Genomic DNA, 15,753 nt, shown 5'->3' on the forward strand with positions numbered 1-15,753 from the left:
GTGGCCGCCGTTCGCGATGGGCGGGGCGGGGCGGGACGGGGCGGGGCGGAGCAGCGGCGGCCCGGGCCCGATCCGGGTTCGGTCCGGGCCTGCTCCGTGGGCTGTGCGGGGGCTGTTCGGGGGGTGACCGCCCGCCGGGCAGGTCGTAGGGTGCCCCCGTGAACGTGGATGATCTTCAGTGGCAGGTGGCGAACCTCGGCGGTGTCCTGCCGCGGATCGTGGACGAGGTCCTCGATGGCGGCGGGCTGGAGGCCCTGGTGGGGGCGGCGGAGGAGCGGGGCGACTGGTTCTGCGCCGAGGGGGCGGTGCGGGGGCTGTGCGCGGCGGGGGAGTTCGGGCGGGCCTGGGCGGTGGTGGAGCCGTTCGTGGGGACGGGGTGGCGCCCGGCGGTACGGGTGGGGGCCGACGTCCTGGTGCGGTGGGGCCGGATCGAGCAGGCGCTGGAGCTGTCGCGCCCGGCGGGGACGGCGGGGAGCGAGGGGACGGAGGACGTGGCCGCCGCGGCGCGGGACCACGCCGAGGTGCTGGTCCGCGCGGGGCGGGCGGACGAGGCGGTCGACGTCCTGGCGCCGCACCTGCGCGACCGGCGGGTGCTGGGCGCCCTGGTGGAGCTGACCGAGGGACAGGGGTGCGACGAGCGGGTGCTGGAGCTGCTGGCCCCGCTGGCCGAGGAGTTCCGGCGCAGCCCGGGGCGGGGCGGGGGCGGCGGCCCGTGGGAGGCGCTGTCCGGGCAGGCGCGGGTGCTCGAGCGCTCCGGCCGCGCGGACGAGGCGATCCGGCAGTTCGGCGCGGACGTGGCCGCGCGCCGGTACGGGCCGCTGAACAACGTGGAGTCCTACGCCGAACTGCTGGCCCGGCACGGCCGGATCGAGGAGTTGCGGAGCCTCGCCGACACCGAGAGCCGCGCCGCCGTCCCCGTGTACGTCAGGGCCCTGGAGGACGCCGGACGGGCGGGGGAGGCGGAGGCGTACCTGCGCGGCCTCATCGCCGCCGGAAAGCCCGGCTGGTACGAGAGCATGCTGATGGAGCTGCTCTTCCGCCAGGGCCGCCCGGCGGACGGCATCGAGGCCGCGGCCGGCACGTTCGACGACCTCTACGACGACAACCTCCTCCAGTCGGCCCTGCTCCTGCTCGCCGAACACGGCCTGCACGACCGGGCGATCGCGCTCACGCAGGAGCGCAGCCCCGAGTTCCTCGCCGAGCACGAGGCGCACTGGGTGCGCTCCAACCGCTGGTGGCTGATGGGCGAGGCGGGCCGGGCCCCGGAGGCGCTCGCGGAGATCGCGGCCCTGCCGGTCGACGGGGGCGGGGAGGCCGACGAGGCCGACGAGGTCGAGGACCGCGAGCTGACCGTCGCCTGGCTGCTCGCCCAGGACGGCCGGGTCGCGGAGGCCGACGCCCTCCTGCGCGGGATGCCGGGCAAGCGGGCCGGCACCCAGCTGGCCGAACTGCTGCTCCGGCAGGGCCGGTTCGCCGAGGCGATCGCCGCGATCCCCGATGTCGCCGCCCAGCGGGAGGAGGAAGAGCGCCGGCGGGCGAAGTGGCGGGAGGCGGCCGCGTCCGGCGCCGCCGGCGGGTGGGGTAGCCGGTGAGCGGCACCGGGCGCGGCCCCGCGGGCTGACGGTCGGTCGGTCGTGCGGCTCCTATGACCCCGGTGCGGGGCGGGTGCGGAGGAGGGTGTCGAGGGAGTCGACGATCCAGTCCCAGGACTCCTGCGCGGGGACGGGGGTGTGGGCGAAGCCCCCGGCGGCCTCGAGGTCGATGTAGCCGTGGAAGACGCCGCCGAGGAGGCGGACGGCGTGGGTCTGGGCGGGCTCGGGGAGGTGGTAGCCGCGCAGGATGGCCCGGGTCAGCTGGGAGTGGCGGGGGGCGGCGCTGGCGGCGGCGGTCTCGGGGTCGAGGCGCAGCCGGGCGGCGGCGTAGCGGCCCGGGTGCTCGCGGGCGTAGCCGCGGTAGGCCTCGGCGAAGGCGGCCAGGGCGTCGCGGCCGGCCCGGCCGGCGACGGCGTCGGTGGCGCGGTCGGCGAGTTCGGCCAGGGCGAGCAGGGCGATCCGCACCTTGAGGTCGTGCGAGCTCCTGACGTGCGAGTACAGGCTGGCGACCTTGACGTCGAAGCGGCGGGCCAGCTCGGTCACCGTCACCTGCTCGAAGCCCACCTCGTCGGCGAGTTCCGCGCCCGCTCGGGCCAGTACCTCCGGGGTCAGACCTGCACGTGCCACCGCGGCCACCCGTCCCTTCCTCGTCGTCCGGTCGTGCTTCCTGAACCCATTATCCATTTGCCTAAACGACTTAGGCAAATTAGCGTGGTGTTTCGTGAGAGAGCTGACCGATCCCGAGATCCGCGCCGCGTTCCTGAACTGCTCCAAGGGCGAGGCGAAACGACTGAACCTGCCCCGCGAGCTGCCCGAACAGCCCTGGCCGGAGCTGGACTTCCTCGGCTGGCGCGACCCGCAGGCCCCCGACCGGGCCTACCTGGTCGCCGAGCTGGACGGCCGCCCGCAGGCCGTCGTCCTGCGCTCCTCCTCCGGCGCGTCCTGGCAGCCCCGCCGCAGCATCTGCTCGCTCTGCGTCACCACCCACACCGGCGGGGTCTCCCTGCTGGTGGCCCCGCTGGCCGGCCCCGCCGGGCGACAGGGCAACTCGGTCGGCGCGTACATGTGCAGCGACCTGGCCTGCCCGCTGTACGTCCGCGGCCTGCGCGAGACCGGCACCAAGATCCACGAGTCGCTGACACAGGAGCAGCGGATCGAACGGATGCGCGGCAACCTGGCGGCCTTCCTGGCCAAGGTCCGCGGGGAGGCGGCGCCGACGGGCTGAACCACCGTCAGGGGGAGCGGGACGGCTGGGTAGGCTGCGGGCGAAGGGGCGCGCGGGCGAACCGGCGAACCGGCGTGCGGGCGAAGGGGTGGGTGGGGCGGATGGCGGGTTTCGCGGTGGGCGACGCGGCCGGGGTGCCGGACACGGCGGCCGTCCTCGAAGCGTTCGACGCCCTGGAGCGGCGGATGTGGAGCGGGCGGGCCGCCGCCTACGCCGCGAGCTTCGCCCGCCTGTGCGCCCACCCGGTACCCGCGCTGCTGGACGCCGCCGCGGTCGGGCCCGGCAGCGCCGTGCTGGACGTCGGCACCGGGACGGGCGCCGCCGCGGCCGCCGCCTGCGCGCGCGACGCCCGGGTCACCGCCGTCGACGCCGAACCGAGCATGCTCGCCGAGGCCCGGCGCAACGCCCCGGCGGCCGAGGTGCGCGCCGCGACGCTCCCCGAACTCCCCTTCGCCGACGCCTCGTTCGACGCGGTGGTCGGCAACTTCGTGATCAACCACGTCGGGCGGCAGCGCGCCGCCGTCGCCGAACTGCGCCGCGTCCTGCGCCCCGGCGGCCGCCTCGCCCTCACCGCCTGGGCCACCCCCGCCCCGCCCGGACAGGCCCTGCTGGGCCGGGCCGTCGAAGCCGCCGGCGTCCCCCGGCCCGCCCACCTCCCGCCGCCGCCCGCCGCACTCCAGGCGCTCGGCAGCCCCGACGGCTTCACCGCGCTGCTCACGGCCGGCGGCCTGCACGACGCGCAGTGCCGCACCCTGCGCTGGGACCACCGCACCACCGAGGAGGAGTGGTGGTCCGGCCCCGCCGCCCGGGTCGCCTTCCTCGGCGAACTGCTGCACAGCCAGCCACCGGCCGTCCGGACCCGGGTCCGGCGGGAGTTCGGGCGCCTCGCCGAGGAGTTCCGCACGGCGGACGGCGGATTGGCGCTCCCGCACGCGGCGCTGCTGGTCTCGGCCCGTCGTTGAGCGGAGCCGGGCGGCGGACTGGGCGCCCGGTTCGCGGCGGGAGTTCGGGTCGCCGGGAGGGCGGGTCAGGGGAGTTCGACGGAGAGCTGGGTGCCCAGTTCGCGGAAACCCACCCGGGTGGCGACCCGGCGGGAGGCCGGGACGCGGGCGCGCCACTGGGGGAGGAGACCGACGGCGAGGGCGTGGGCAGCGGCCGCTGCCGCGGCGGCGCGGGCCAGGCCGCGGTTGCGGGCGTCCGGGGCGGTGAGGACGCTGAACTGGGCGGTCTCGTGCGGCCAGTTGCGGTAACCGCAGGCGGCCAGGACGCGTTCGCCCCGGAGCACGGCGAACGCGGGGGAAGTGATCTCGTCGAGGGAGGCCTCGTCGCGTTCCTCCTCGGTGGCCCGGGCCGCCAGGGCGCGCAACGCCGGGTGGTCGGGAGGGAGCTGCCGGACGGTGGGGCCGGTGGCGTCCGGGACGAGGGCGTCGGGGGCGAGGTAGGCGAGGACGGCGGGCCCGAGGAAGCGAGTGGCCGGGAGGGCCGCGCGCAGCAGATCGGCGTCCTGGGCGGCCTCCGGGTGGGACCGCAGCGTGTCGCGCAGCAGGGCGGCCCGGCGGACGTCCGGTGCGGTGGCCAGTGTCGCGCCGCCCAGGGTCAGCAGGCCGACCCATCCGCGCGGGCACAGCCCGGAGCCGGGGGACACCAGTACGGTCGCGGTGCCCGGGCTGGGGAAGGCGGCGGCAGGAGTGGCGGCCAGCCCCTGCCACAGGCCGGACGCCCTTCGGAGCAGTGGGTCGGTCGTCATCGTGCCATTCTGGCTGGGCGGTTGACGCGTCGGCGAGGGGTTTCCCGGGGGGCTCAGTGGCCGCCCTTCGGGCGTTCGCAGCCGCCCTCCAGGTACGGGCCGTGTGCCTCGATCTGGGGGGTGGCCGACAGGGTGCCCGACAGGCAGGGGCCGACTTTCGGGACGGAGACGGAGAACTGGACGCCGTTCGCGGTCTGGTTGACTGTGGCTCCGGGGTAGCCGAGGCGGGTGAGCAGGGCCTTGGCCTGGTCCGGTCCGGTGGGGGGCTGTTTGGCGGCCTCGGCGGTGAGGCGGGCGGCGTGGGCGTCGCCGCGGCACTGCTGGAGCGGGTTGAGCGGCATCAGCTGGGCGTAGGCGTGGTTCTCGCTGTACTTGGGGTTCTCGGGCTGGTAGCCGCCGGACGCCGTGGCCGCGGGGGTGGGCGACGGTGTCGCGGTGGACTTGCCCGCGCAGGCCGCGGCGACGGCGGGGAAGGTCTTGTCGTGCTCGGCCGCCGCCTGCTTCTGCTGCTCCTCGAACTTCCGCTGGGCCTCCTCCGGCGTGCTGCCCGCCGAACCGGACGCGGAGGCGGAGGCGGACGCGGAGGCGGAAGGAGGGGCGGCGGAGACGGCGGGGTGTGCGGCGCCCGCCCGGTCGGAGGGGGCGTGGGTGGAGCCGCAGCCGGTGAGCAGGGCGCCCGTTGCGAGTACGGCGGTGGCCGCGGCCAGGGCGGGACGTTTCACGGTGGGCGCTCCGGTCGGTTCGGTGGGGCGGGCCCGGCGGCCCGGCGGTGTGGCGATCGTTCCGTGTGCGGTGGATCGGCGGACAGAGTACCCGTACTCAACTTCGGTGCGCGGGGCGGGCGATGGCGGCCAGTCAGGGGTGGGAGGGGGTTCACGGGAGGCGGAGGGCGGTGCGGAAGGCCGGCAGGTGGTCGGTGAGGAAGGCGTCGACGGTGCGGGCGGGGCGGCCGAGCAGGTCGGGGACGGCGGTGGTCACCTCGGCCAGCGAGCCCGCGGCGACCTCGTGCAGCAGGACGGCCAGTTCGGCGGCGAAGCCGGCCGGGGCGCCCTGGGCGGTCAGGTCGGCGGCGACCTCGTCCGGGGTGCGGGGGAGCAGTCCGACCGGGTGGTGCAGGGCGCGGGAGACGCGGTCGGCCAGCTGCCGGTCGGTGACGGCCTCCGGCCCGGTCAGGGCGAAGGACTCGCCCGGGCGCGGCGGCCCCGTCAGCAGGACCTCCGCGCAGTCGGCGATGTCCCGGCAGTCGATGTGCGAGACGGGGGCGCCGCCGTAGCGGCCGACCAGGCGCCCGTCGGGGGTGAAGGTGCCCGGGGCCAGCAGGTTCTGCAGGAAGCCGGAGGGCTGCAGGAGCGTCCAGGCGGCCGGGCCGGACGCCGCGAGCCGGCGGTCGAGCGCGCCGTGCACGCCCTCGGAGAGCGGGCGGCCGGGGGCGGCGTGCCGGACCGAGACCTTCACCACCCGTTCGACGCCCGCCGCCGCGGCCGCGTCGATGACGGCGCCGAGCTGACGGAGCATCGGCTGCTCCCCGTCCACCGGTACGGCGCCGGGCCCGTTGAGGAAGAGCCGGTCGACCCCGTCGAACGCGGCGGCGAGCGAGCCGGGGTCGGCGAAGTCGCCCACGGTGTACGCGCAGCCCAGGGCGCGGCCCTTGGCCTCGTCCCGGACCAGGGCGCGGAACTCGGCGCCCCGGGCGGCGAGTCGGCGGACCAGGTGGCGGCCGATCGAGCCGGTGGCTCCGGTCAGCAGGATCACGGCGGGTTCTCCCCTGTCTGGTGGTGATGAGGACGGGTGTGAGGACAGGTGTTCCGTGGTGCGGTGGCTGGGCTCGGATAAGCTGAGGCATCCTCGGTTTCGAGGTAAAGTGAGGATGCCTCGAATTGAGGTGCGGGCACAAGTGCCCGCCCGGAAAAGGGAGCTGACGTGACCGGGACCGCCCGCCGCCGACCGCGCGCCGACGCGCTGCGCAACCGGGAACGGCTGCTCGCCGAGGCCGACGCCGTCTTCCGCGAGGAGGGCACCGGCGCCTCGCTGGAAGGCGTCGCCCGCCGGGCCGGCGTCGCCATCGGCACCCTCTACGGCCACTTCCCGACCCGCGCCGCACTGGTCGCCGCCCTGCTGGACACCCGCAACCAGGAACTGTTCGCCTACGGGGACGGCCTCGCCGAACACCCCGACCCGGCCCGGGCACTGGCCGACTGGGTCCGCGCGGTGGTCCGGCACGCCGCCGCCTACCAGGGCCTGGCCGCCACCCTGGCCGCCCGCGCCGACGAACTCCGCGACTCCTGCCACCGGCTGACCGGGATCGGCGACCACCTGGTCGACCGGGCCCGCCGGGCGGGCGCGCTGCGCGGCGACACCACCGGCGCGGACCTTTTCACCCTGATGAACGCCGCCGCCTGGGCCCGCGAACACGACACCGCCGACCAGGCCGACCGGCTGCTCGACCTCGCGCTGACCGGAATGATCGCGCAGTGAGCACGGAGCACGAGGAGTCGCCGGTGGAGGTGCGGTGCGGACGGAACCGGGCGGTCGGCGTCCTGCTGACGGACCGGCAGGAGGAGGACGGGGTGCTGCGGTTCGCGGTGGAACTGCGGGCCCCCGGCCTGGCGGCGCGGCTGCCGCAGGTGGTCGACCTGGGACCGGACGGCGGGCTGCCCGGCTTCCTGGCCGCGCTGGCCGCGGACTTCCGGGGCTGGGAAGGCGAGCGGGAGTGGCGCACCCCCGACCGCGACCTGACGCTGCGAGCGGTGTTCCACCCCGGCGGCCACACCGCACTGAGCTGGGAACTCCGACCCTGGCGGACCGCCGACGGCACCTGGCGGGCGGAGGTGACCACCTGGCTGGAGACGGGCGAGCAACTCACCGCGCTGGCAGCGGAGTCGGCCGCGTTCGCAGCGGGAGCAGGAGCGGGAGCGGGAGCGGGTGCGGGTGCTAGTGGTGGCCGCCCGCCCGGGTGGCGGCTGGAGTGAGGTCGGGCCAGGGGTGTCCCGTCCGGGTGGAGGCGGCGGAGCGCAGGAGGGCGAGGACGGCGTGCCCCGGGTGGTTGCGGAAACTCGGGTGGGCGGCGCGGTGGTAGCAGCTCCAGTAGCTCACGACGCGCCGTTGGGTGCGGGCGAAGAAGGCCGGGTTCTCCGCGATGAACCGGCCGTAGGCGAGGTGTCCGGCGGTGCCCGGGGCGGCGAGGTCGGAAAGCGCGTCGCGGATGACGACCAGGATCTCCAGGACGTACTCGCCGACCAGTTGCACGACGAACGGGACGACCCAGGGGTCTGCGGATCCGACGATCTCCTCCAGGTGGCGCTGCCGGATTCGCCCGTCCCAGTTCCGCGTGTAGAGGCAGTGCAGGAGCTGCCGTTGGCGCTCCGACAGCGACGCCACCGCGCGGGCCGGCGGCTCGTCGTTGTAGAGGCGCCCGGGGAGGGTGACCGGCCGGCCCCCGACGAGGACGGGGAACGGGGTGATCGGCGGGAAGCGGGAGGCGGGCATGGCCGCCAGCACCGCCCGGGCGTCGTCGGCGAGTTCGGGCGGGAACGCGGCGGTCAGCGGGGGGTTGCCGGTGGGGGGCGGCTGCACGGGTCGATCATAGGGGCCGGTCGGTCGGTCGGCCGGTCTTGCCGGAGGTCGGTGAGGGGGGCTTCCGGGGCGGGTGTTCAACAGGGGGTGGAACTTTCAACACATTCAAGGCTCATATGACTGGATGGTGGGTGTACTGATTGGGCACTGTGGTGGCGGGCCGGACACCGGCCGTGTCGAGGGGAGTCGGCGCGGGGCCGGGTGTGGTGCGGCCCCTGCCGGATCGGCCCTCTCGCTGCTGCGGAGCGTGCAGTCATGCCCGTGTCGGTTCACATGTTTCCAGGCCAGGGGGACTTCCCCGTGCAGGTGCTGTCCCGGGCCGCCGCCCGGGACGGGGCGCTGCGCCGCGCGTTGCGGGCCGTCTACGAGGAGATCGACGCCAGTGCCGGCACCGGGGCACTGCCGTCGCCGGCCGCCCTGCTGCTGGGGGCGGACCCGCCCGGTGGGCGGGAGTTGGCGCGGGGGCCGGTCGGGCTCCAGCAGGTGGCGCACTACGGGGCGGCGGTGGCCTGGCAGCGGGTGCTGGTCGGGCGGTACGGGCCGCCGGACGCGTTGCTGGCCGTCAGTTTCGGTGAGCTCGCCGCGCTGACCGCGGCCGGCGCCTGGACGGTCGGGGCCGGGGCGCGGGCCGCGTACGGGCTGGCCGGGGTGCTGGCGCGGACGCCCGGCGGGTTGACGCTGATCGGGTGCGGGGAGGCGCGGGCGGCCGAACTGGCGGCGCGGGCCGGGGGCGGGCGGGTGGCGGTCGGCTGCGTCAACAGTCCCCGGGAGTGCGTGCTCGGCGGGCCGCCGGACCGGCTGGCCGCCGTCGAGGGGCTGGCGGCCGCCGAGGGCCTGAGCGCCGTCCGGCTGCACCTCCCGTTCGGCTCGCACCACCCCGAACTGGGCAGGCAGCGCGGCGAGTTCGAGGAGGTGCTGCGCGGCGGGCCGCCGATCGGGCCGACCGCCGTACCGGTCTACTCGGCCGTCGCGGGACGCCGCTACACCCCGGCCGACGACCTGGCGGCCCGCGTCGCCGACTGCCTGGTCCGGCCCGCCCACCTGCCCCGGATCCTCGCCCTGCTGGCCGCCCACGGCCACACCGACTACCGCGAGGCCGGACCGGGCAGCGCGCTCGGCCGCAACGCCGCCGACTGCCTGCGCGGCACCGGCGCCCGCGTGCACGGCGCGGGGGCGGAACGCGTGCACGGCACGCGGGCGCAACGCGTGCACGGCACCGGGGAAGAAGAGCGCGAGAGGGGACAGCGAACGGTGACGACGGACCGCACCCTGGACGAACTGCTGCACGGCCGCCACCACCCCGGCCGGCTGCCCCGCCTGCACCGGGCGCTGGCCCGCCACCCCTACCGGGTCGCCGAGGCCGCGGCCGAACGCGAGCCCTACCTGTACCGCCGGCTGCGGGCCCTGCTGCGGGCCCTACCCGCGGCCGCCGACCTGCACGCCGACCCCGACGGGCTGGCCGCGGCGCTGGCCTGGGCCGCCGTCGCCGATCCCCGGCTCGGGATGACGGTGGTCACCCAGAGCGTCCTCGGGCAGGGGTCGCTGCTGCGGCTGGCCGGTGCGCGCAAGGACGTCGGCCCGGAACTCGGCGCCGTCGACGCGGGCGACCTGCGGATCGGCTACCTGGTGACCGAGGCGGGCCGGGCCAGCAGCCACCTCGGCGCCGGCACCGTGGCCGAATTCCGGCCGGACCGGCGGGAGTTCGTGCTGCGCACCACCGAGGAGGCGGACGTCAAGTTCGGCGGGGTGCCGCAGTACCCGGGCCCGCGCGGGGCCGTGGTGATCGCCCGGGCGGTGGACGCGGCGGGCCGGGCGGGCGGGGTGTTCGCCTTCCTGGTCCGGCTCGCCGACCACGACGGGCCCCGCCCCGGGGTGGCGCTCTCCGCGCCCGTCCCGGTCGGCGCGCTCCCGCTCAGCTACCACCGGGTCCGGTTCGACGGCGTCCGCGTCCCCGAGGCGCACTGGCTGCGCGACGACGCCGACCTCGACGCGGACGGGCACCTGCACGACCCGCGCACCCCCGAGGACCGGCTGCGCCGCACCCTCGCGGTCGGCCAGGACCTGTGGGGCGTCCTGCCCACCGCGCTGGCCGCGCTCGCCCGGCAGTCCGCGGTGCTCGCCGTCCGGCACTCCCGCCACCGCGAGACCCGGGCCGCGCTCGCCCCCGGCACCCCGCTGCTCGCCCACCGCAGCCAGCAGCGCGCCCTGCTCGGCGCCCTCGCCGACGCCTTCGCGCTCGGCTGCGCCGCCGCCCGGGCCCGCGAACTGCTCGCCGCCACCCGGGAGTCCGACGCCGCCGGCGCGGAGAGCGGCTTCGCGCCGTGGGCCGCCGTCAGCCGCCCGCTGTCCGCGTACAAGGCGCACTGCGCCGACGAGGCCGAGCGGATCATCGCCGAGTGCCAGCGCCGCTGCGGCCACGCCGGGCTGGCCGACGGCAACCGGCTGGCCGGCTACCACGGATTCGCCCGCTCCTTCGACCCGGCCGGCGGCGACAGCCGGCTGATCCGCTACGACCTCGGGCGCGCCCTGCTGGCGGAGGCCGGGACCGGCGGGCCCCCGCCGGTCCCGGCCGACCTCGGCGACCCCGGCTGGTGGCCCGCCGTCCTGGCCCGGCACCAGCACACCCTGACCGGCTGGCTGCGGCGCGCCACCGCCGAGCGGGCCCGCGGCGGCGCCACCCCTTCGAGGTGTGGAACCCGCTGCTCGACCGGGCGGCCGAACTCGGCGCGGCGTACGCCGCCCGGCTCGCCGCCGAGGACCTCCCGCGCGCCCTGGCCGCCCTCCCGCCGGACGGGGCCACCGACGCCCTCGCCCACCTCGCCGCCCTGCGCGCCGCCGACCGGACGGCCGGCGCCCTGCTGCGCCACCGCACTCTCGCCCCCGGTGAGTTGGCCGGATTGGAGAACGCCCTCGAACGCGGCTACGACCGGCTGCTGCCGCACCTGGAGCAGGTCGAGCGGGCCTTCGCCTTCCCCGACGACATCGTCCTTCCGGAGGGATTCCCCGAGGGCTTTCCCGAGGGCTTTCCCAGCAGATCTCCCGGCGGCTTCCCCGAGGGCCCTCCCGACGGCCCCGCCCGGGAGGGCCGTCCCGAGGGGCCGAACACCCCGTCCGAGCAGGAGTTTCCCGAGTGAGGAGTGCGCGGTGGTGAACGCGGTGGGCGTGTGGGGCACCGGGCGGTACGTGCCGGTGCGGGTGCGGGGCAACGGGGAGGTGGCGGCCGGGGCCGGGGTGACGCCGGAGTGGATCGCGGAGCGGACGGGGGTGCGGCGGCGGCACGTCGCGGCGGACGGGCAGGCGGCCTCGGACCTCGCCGCCGAGGCGGTGCGCCGGGCGCTGGCCTCGGCCGGGGTGCCGGCGGAGCGGCTCGGCCTGCTGGTGTGCGCGACCTCCACGCCGGACGAGCTGGGCCCGGCCACCGCCTGCCGGGTGCAGGCGCTGGTCGGGGCCGGCAACGCCGTCGCGCTGGACGTGTCGGCGGCCTGCTCGGGCTGGCTGTTCGGGGCGAAGGTCGCGCACGACTGGCTGCGCGAGGCGGACGGGCCGGTGCTCGCCGCGGTGGTCGGGGCGGAGGCGTACTCGAAGTTCCTGGACCCGGCGGACCGGGCCACCGCCGTGCTGTTCGCGGACGGCGCCGCCGCCACCGTGCTGGGCCCGGTGGAACCGCCGGGCGGGCTGGGCGGGTTCCGGCTCGGCACGGACGGGCGGCTCGCCGACCGGGTGCTGATCCCGGCCGGGGGCAGCCGCCGCCCGGCGACCCGGGAGACCCTCGCGGAGGGCGCGCACCGGATCCGGATGGACGGGCGGACGGTGAGCCGGTTCATCCGGGACGCCTTCCCGCGGATGCTGCACGAGACGCTGGAGCGGCACGGCCTGGGCGTCGACGACATCGACCACGTGATCACCCACCAGCCCAACCCGGTCCTGGTGCGCCGGCTCGCCGCCGAGGCGGGCCTCGCCGACCGGATGACCGTGGTCGGCGACCTGGTGGGCAACATCGGCGCGGCCAGCGCCCCGTACGCGCTGGCCACCGCGCACGCCGAGGGCCGGCTGCGGCCCGGCGACCTGATCCTGCTGACCGTCTTCGGGGCCGGCATGACCTGGGGCAGCGCCCTGCTGCGCTGGTCCGGGACCCCGGGGGGAATCGACCGCGAACGGAAGGAAGCACTGCCATGAGCAAGAGCACACTGCCGGGGGCGTTCCGGCTGGACGGCGCCCGCGCGCTGGTCACCGGGGCGTCGCGGGGCATCGGCCGGGCCTGCGCGCTGGCGCTGGCCGAGGCCGGGTGCGACCTGGCGCTGAGCGCCCGGACCGGGGCCGCGCTGCGGGAGGCGGCCGAGGAGGCCGAGGGCACGGGGTGCGGGCCGTGGCGCTGGCCGCGGACCTGGCCGAGCCGGGCGCGCCGAGCGCCCTGGTGGAACGGGCGGCCGCGGCGCTCGGCGGGATCGACGTGCTGCTGCACAACGCCGGGGTGCTGCCCACCGCGGCGGACGGCAGCCCCGTCCTGGTGCCGTTCCAGCACTCCACCCAGCAGGACTGGGAGCACGTGATCGCCGTCAACCTGAACGCCACGGCCGAGATCTGCCGGGCCGCGCACCCGCACCTGGCGGCGTCCGACCGGGCCTCGCTGATCCTGATGTCCTCCGCGTCCGGGGTGATGGGCACCCCGCTGCTGGACGCGTACGCCGCGACCAAGGCCGCGCAGATCTCGCTGGCCCGCAGCCTGGGCGTCGGCTGGGCCCGCGAGGGGATCCGGGTCAACGCGGTCTGTCCCGGCTGGATCACCACCGACATGACCAGCTTCGCGTCCGGCACCGAGCCGTTCTCGCAGTGGCTGATGGCGCACGTCCCGCAGGGCCGCTGGGGCACCCCCGAGGACGTCGCCGGGGCGGTGCTGTTCCTCGCCTCGCCCGCCTCCGCGCTGGTCACCGCGCAGGCCCTGGTGCTGGACGGCGGCCTGAGCACCCCCGACGGCGGACTGGGGGCCATCCCCAAGCCGCCCTCCCCGTTCGCGGCCTGAGGGGGCGTCCGGTGCCCCGCGCGGCCGTCGTCGGGATCGGCTCCTGCCTGCCCGCCCGCAGCGTCGACAACCAGCAGGTGATCACCGAGGGACGCCTCGACAGCAGCGACGAGTGGATCCGCCGGCGCACCGGCATCCACCGCCGCCGGCGCGCCGCACCCGGCACCGCCACCGGCGACCTGGCCGTGTACGCCGCGGCCGCCGCGATCGAATCCGCCGACGCCGCACCGGACTTCGTGCTGCTCGCCACCACCACCCCCGACCACCCCTGCCCCGCCACCGCACCCGCCGTCGCCCACCGGCTCGGCCTGCCGCGCGTCCCGGCCCTCGACCTGTCCGCGGTCTGCTCCGGCTTCCTGTACGCGCTAACCACCGCCGACGCCCTGGTCCGCGCCGGGGCCTGCCGCCACCCGCTGGTGATCGGCGCCGACACCTACTCCACCATCGTCGACCCCACCGACCGGGACACCGCCGCCCTGTTCGGCGACGGCGCCGGGGCGGTGCTGCTGGCCGCCGCCGAGGACGGCGCGCCCGGCGCGCTGCACGCCGCCGACCTGGGCAGCGACGGCGGCGGCGCCGCCCTGATCACCATCGACGCGGGCGGCTCCCGCCACCCCGACCGGCAGCGGCAGGACCCGGACGGGCACTGGTTCCGGATGCGCGGCCGCTCCGTCTACGGCCAGGCCGTCCGGCACCTCACCGACTCCGCCGCCCGGGCGCTGGCCGCCGCCGGCTGGAAACCCGCCGACCTCGGCGCGTTCGTCGCCCACCAGGCCAACCAGCGGATCCTCGACTCGGTCGCCGACCGCCTCGGCCTGCCGCCCGCCGTCCGCTTCGGCAACCTGCGCGAACTCGGCAACACCGCCGCCGCGTCCATCCCGCTGGTGCTCGCCGACGACGGCCCGCAACGCGCCCTCGCCCCCGGCACTCCGACCCTGCTCACCGCCTTCGGCGGCGGCCTGACCTGGGCGTCCATCGCCCTCACCTGGCCCGCCGCCACCCCCGTCCGCCGCACCCTGGACTGACGTCCCACCAGGAGGAGAGACCCCGTGGACCAGGTCACCGAACGCATCGCCGCCGTCCTCACCGGGAAGTTCGACGTCCCCGCCGACCTCATCACCGCCCGGGCCAGCTTCCAGGACCTCGACCTCGACTCGCTGTCCGTCGTCGAGCTGTACGTCACGCTGCAGGAGGAGTGGGGCGTCCCGCTGGACGCCGAAGCCGCCACCGGCGACGTGACGGTCGGCGAACTCGCCGACGAAGTGCGCAGGTTGCTGGACGGGCGGCGACCCGGAGATGACTGACCGGACGGACCGGACGGACCGGGCGCGGATCGTCGTCACCGGCACCGGGGCCGTCACCGCCGGGGGCGACGGGATGGCCGCCACCTGGCGCACCCTGTGCGAGGGCCGCGGCACCGCCCGGCACGACCCCGCCCTGGACGGCACCCCGGTGCCGATCAGCTGCCGCCCGCCGCACCCCGAGGACGCCCCCGTCCGGCAGGGCTGGCGGCTGGACCGCTCCACCCGCTACCTGCTGACGGCGGCCCAGGAGGCGCTCCGGGAAGCCGGGATCGAGGCGTTCGGCCCCCGGCCCCCCGACTGGGACCCGGCCCGGGTCGCCGTGGTGGTCGGCTCGGCCGCCGGGGGCGTGGCCGTCCTGGAGGACGCCCACCGCCGCCTGCTCGACCGCGGCCCCGACGCGCTCTCCCCGCTCACCCTCACCGGCTACCTGCCCAACCTGTCCGCCGCCGGCCACCTCGCCCTCGCGCTGCGCACCACCGGCCCCGCCCTGCACACCTCCACCGCCTGCGCCTCCGGCGCCAACGCGATCGCGCACGCCGCCCTGCTGCTCGCCACCGGCGCCTGCGACCTCGCCGTGACGGGCGGCACCGACGCGATGGCCACCCCGCTGTGCGCGGCCGCGTTCGCCCGGACCGGCGCGCTGTCCCGGCGCACCGACCGGCCCGCCACCGCCTCCCGGCCCTTCGACCGGGACCGGGACGGCTTCGTGCTCGGCGAGGGCGCGGGCGTCCTGGTGCTGGAACGCGCCGCCGACGCCGCCGCCCGCGGCGCCCCCGCCCTGGCCCACCTCGCCGGCTGGGCCACCACCTCCGACGCCCACCACCCCACCGCCCCCGACCCGGCGGGCCGCGGCCTGCGCGCCGCCGTCGCCCTCGCGCTGCGCGCCGCGGACGCCGCACCCGGCGAGGTCGAACACGTCAACGCGCACGGCACCGGCACCCCGCGGGGCGACCGGGCCGAGGCCGCCGCGATCCGCGACCTGTTCGCCCGCACCCCGCCCAGCGTCACCTCCGCCAAGGGCGCCCTCGGCCACACCATGGGCGCGGCCGGCGCGATCGAGGCCGCCCTCACCGTCCGCACCCTGCGCACCGGCACCGCCCCGCCCACCGCCAACCACGACGCCCCCGGCCCCGACACCGCCGGAATCGACCTGGTCACCGGCCGCCCCCGCGACCACGGCCCCCGGCTGGCGCTCAGCCACTCGCTCGGCTTCGGCGGCCACAACACGGTGCTGGCCCTGCGCCGGACGGACGCGCCCTGACGCCCGGCCTCCGCCGGGCGCCGGGCCGGAC

At 77.3% G+C, this 15,753-nt stretch carries 14 protein-coding genes and 2 pseudogenes; 11 read left to right on the forward strand and 5 right to left on the reverse strand.

What is annotated here, in order from left to right; all coding sequences use genetic code 11:
• Positions 1–158: 158 nt before the first annotated feature.
• The gene (locus OU787_RS33705; protein WP_268661694.1) at positions 159–1,592 is read left to right on the forward strand and encodes a hypothetical protein; all 1,434 of its coding nucleotides are present in this window, start codon (positions 159–161) and stop codon (positions 1,590–1,592) included.
• Between the two features lie 51 nt (positions 1,593–1,643).
• Here the strand turns inward: OU787_RS33705 and OU787_RS33710 are convergent, their stop codons facing one another.
• A complete protein-coding gene (locus tag OU787_RS33710; RefSeq protein ID WP_030460273.1) occupies positions 1,644–2,219 on the reverse strand; it encodes a TetR/AcrR family transcriptional regulator in 576 nt (191 codons plus the stop codon).
• 94 nt (positions 2,220–2,313) lie between these two features.
• On the opposite strand from OU787_RS33710, the gene OU787_RS33715 reads away from it, so the two are divergent.
• Entirely contained in the window at positions 2,314–2,817 is a 504-nt protein-coding gene (locus tag OU787_RS33715) for an FBP domain-containing protein (RefSeq protein WP_030460274.1), read from the forward strand.
• A gap of 101 nt (positions 2,818–2,918) precedes the next feature.
• Entirely contained in the window at positions 2,919–3,779 is an 861-nt protein-coding gene (locus OU787_RS33720; protein ID WP_268661695.1) for a class I SAM-dependent methyltransferase, read from the forward strand.
• 65 nt (positions 3,780–3,844) lie between these two features.
• Here OU787_RS33720 and OU787_RS33725 read toward each other — a convergent pair whose 3' ends face one another.
• The 3 genes from OU787_RS33725 to OU787_RS33735 all read right to left on the reverse strand — a co-directional run bounded on the left by OU787_RS33725 (position 3,845) and on the right by OU787_RS33735 (position 6,316).
• Positions 3,845–4,564 (reverse strand): GNAT family N-acetyltransferase, encoded by a 720-nt coding sequence (locus tag OU787_RS33725; protein WP_268661696.1) that lies wholly within the window; start codon positions 4,562–4,564, stop codon positions 3,845–3,847.
• 53 nt (positions 4,565–4,617) lie between these two features.
• On the reverse strand, positions 4,618–5,286 hold the full coding sequence (locus OU787_RS33730; protein WP_051818265.1) for a hypothetical protein: 669 nt from the start codon (positions 5,284–5,286) through the stop codon (positions 4,618–4,620).
• 151 nt (positions 5,287–5,437) lie between these two features.
• A complete protein-coding gene (locus tag OU787_RS33735) occupies positions 5,438–6,316 on the reverse strand; it encodes an NAD(P)H-binding protein (protein ID WP_030464588.1) in 879 nt (292 codons plus the stop codon).
• A gap of 168 nt (positions 6,317–6,484) precedes the next feature.
• Between OU787_RS33735 and OU787_RS33740 the strand changes: the two genes are divergently transcribed.
• Together OU787_RS33740 and OU787_RS33745 are read left to right on the forward strand one after the other, a co-directional pair.
• Entirely contained in the window at positions 6,485–7,039 is a 555-nt protein-coding gene (locus tag OU787_RS33740) for a TetR/AcrR family transcriptional regulator (protein ID WP_030464587.1), read from the forward strand.
• Complete coding sequence (locus OU787_RS33745) at positions 7,036–7,533, forward strand: DUF6228 family protein (RefSeq protein WP_063759773.1); 498 nt, start codon at positions 7,036–7,038, stop codon at positions 7,531–7,533. Before OU787_RS33740 ends, OU787_RS33745 begins: the two co-directional genes overlap by 4 nt.
• On the opposite strand, the gene OU787_RS33750 is transcribed toward OU787_RS33745, so the two are convergent.
• Positions 7,496–8,137 (reverse strand): hypothetical protein, encoded by a 642-nt coding sequence (locus OU787_RS33750; RefSeq protein ID WP_030464585.1) that lies wholly within the window; start codon positions 8,135–8,137, stop codon positions 7,496–7,498. The two genes, OU787_RS33745 and OU787_RS33750, sit on opposite strands and share 38 nt — an antisense overlap.
• 1,503 nt (positions 8,138–9,640) lie before the next feature.
• Here OU787_RS33750 and OU787_RS34945 point away from each other — a divergent pair.
• From OU787_RS34945 to OU787_RS33775, 6 genes and pseudogenes are all read left to right on the forward strand, one after another.
• A pseudogene (locus OU787_RS34945) lies at positions 9,641–10,654 on the forward strand (acyl-CoA dehydrogenase family protein); the annotation flags it as partial.
• Between the two features lie 630 nt (positions 10,655–11,284).
• Positions 11,285–12,313: a 3-oxoacyl-ACP synthase III family protein gene (locus tag OU787_RS33755; protein WP_268661970.1), complete on the forward strand. Its 1,029-nt coding sequence runs from the start codon at positions 11,285–11,287 to the stop codon at positions 12,311–12,313.
• Positions 12,310–13,157, forward strand: a pseudogene (locus tag OU787_RS33760) (SDR family NAD(P)-dependent oxidoreductase). Before OU787_RS33755 ends, OU787_RS33760 begins: the two are co-directional and overlap by 4 nt.
• Before the next feature lie 11 nt (positions 13,158–13,168).
• Complete coding sequence (locus OU787_RS33765) at positions 13,169–14,182, forward strand: beta-ketoacyl-ACP synthase 3 (RefSeq protein WP_268661697.1); 1,014 nt, start codon at positions 13,169–13,171, stop codon at positions 14,180–14,182.
• A 24-nt stretch (positions 14,183–14,206) separates the two neighbouring features.
• On the forward strand, positions 14,207–14,461 hold the full coding sequence (locus OU787_RS33770) for an acyl carrier protein (protein WP_030463701.1): 255 nt from the start codon (positions 14,207–14,209) through the stop codon (positions 14,459–14,461).
• The gene (locus OU787_RS33775) at positions 14,454–15,722 is read left to right on the forward strand and encodes a beta-ketoacyl-[acyl-carrier-protein] synthase family protein (RefSeq protein ID WP_268661698.1); all 1,269 of its coding nucleotides are present in this window, start codon (positions 14,454–14,456) and stop codon (positions 15,720–15,722) included. The genes OU787_RS33770 and OU787_RS33775 overlap by 8 nt, the downstream gene beginning before the upstream one ends.
• Positions 15,723–15,753 lie beyond the last annotated feature (31 nt).

It is taken from the genome of Kitasatospora sp. YST-16, from assembly GCF_026802215.1.
In the GTDB taxonomy this organism is placed as follows: domain Bacteria; phylum Actinomycetota; class Actinomycetes; order Streptomycetales; family Streptomycetaceae; genus Kitasatospora; species Kitasatospora cineracea.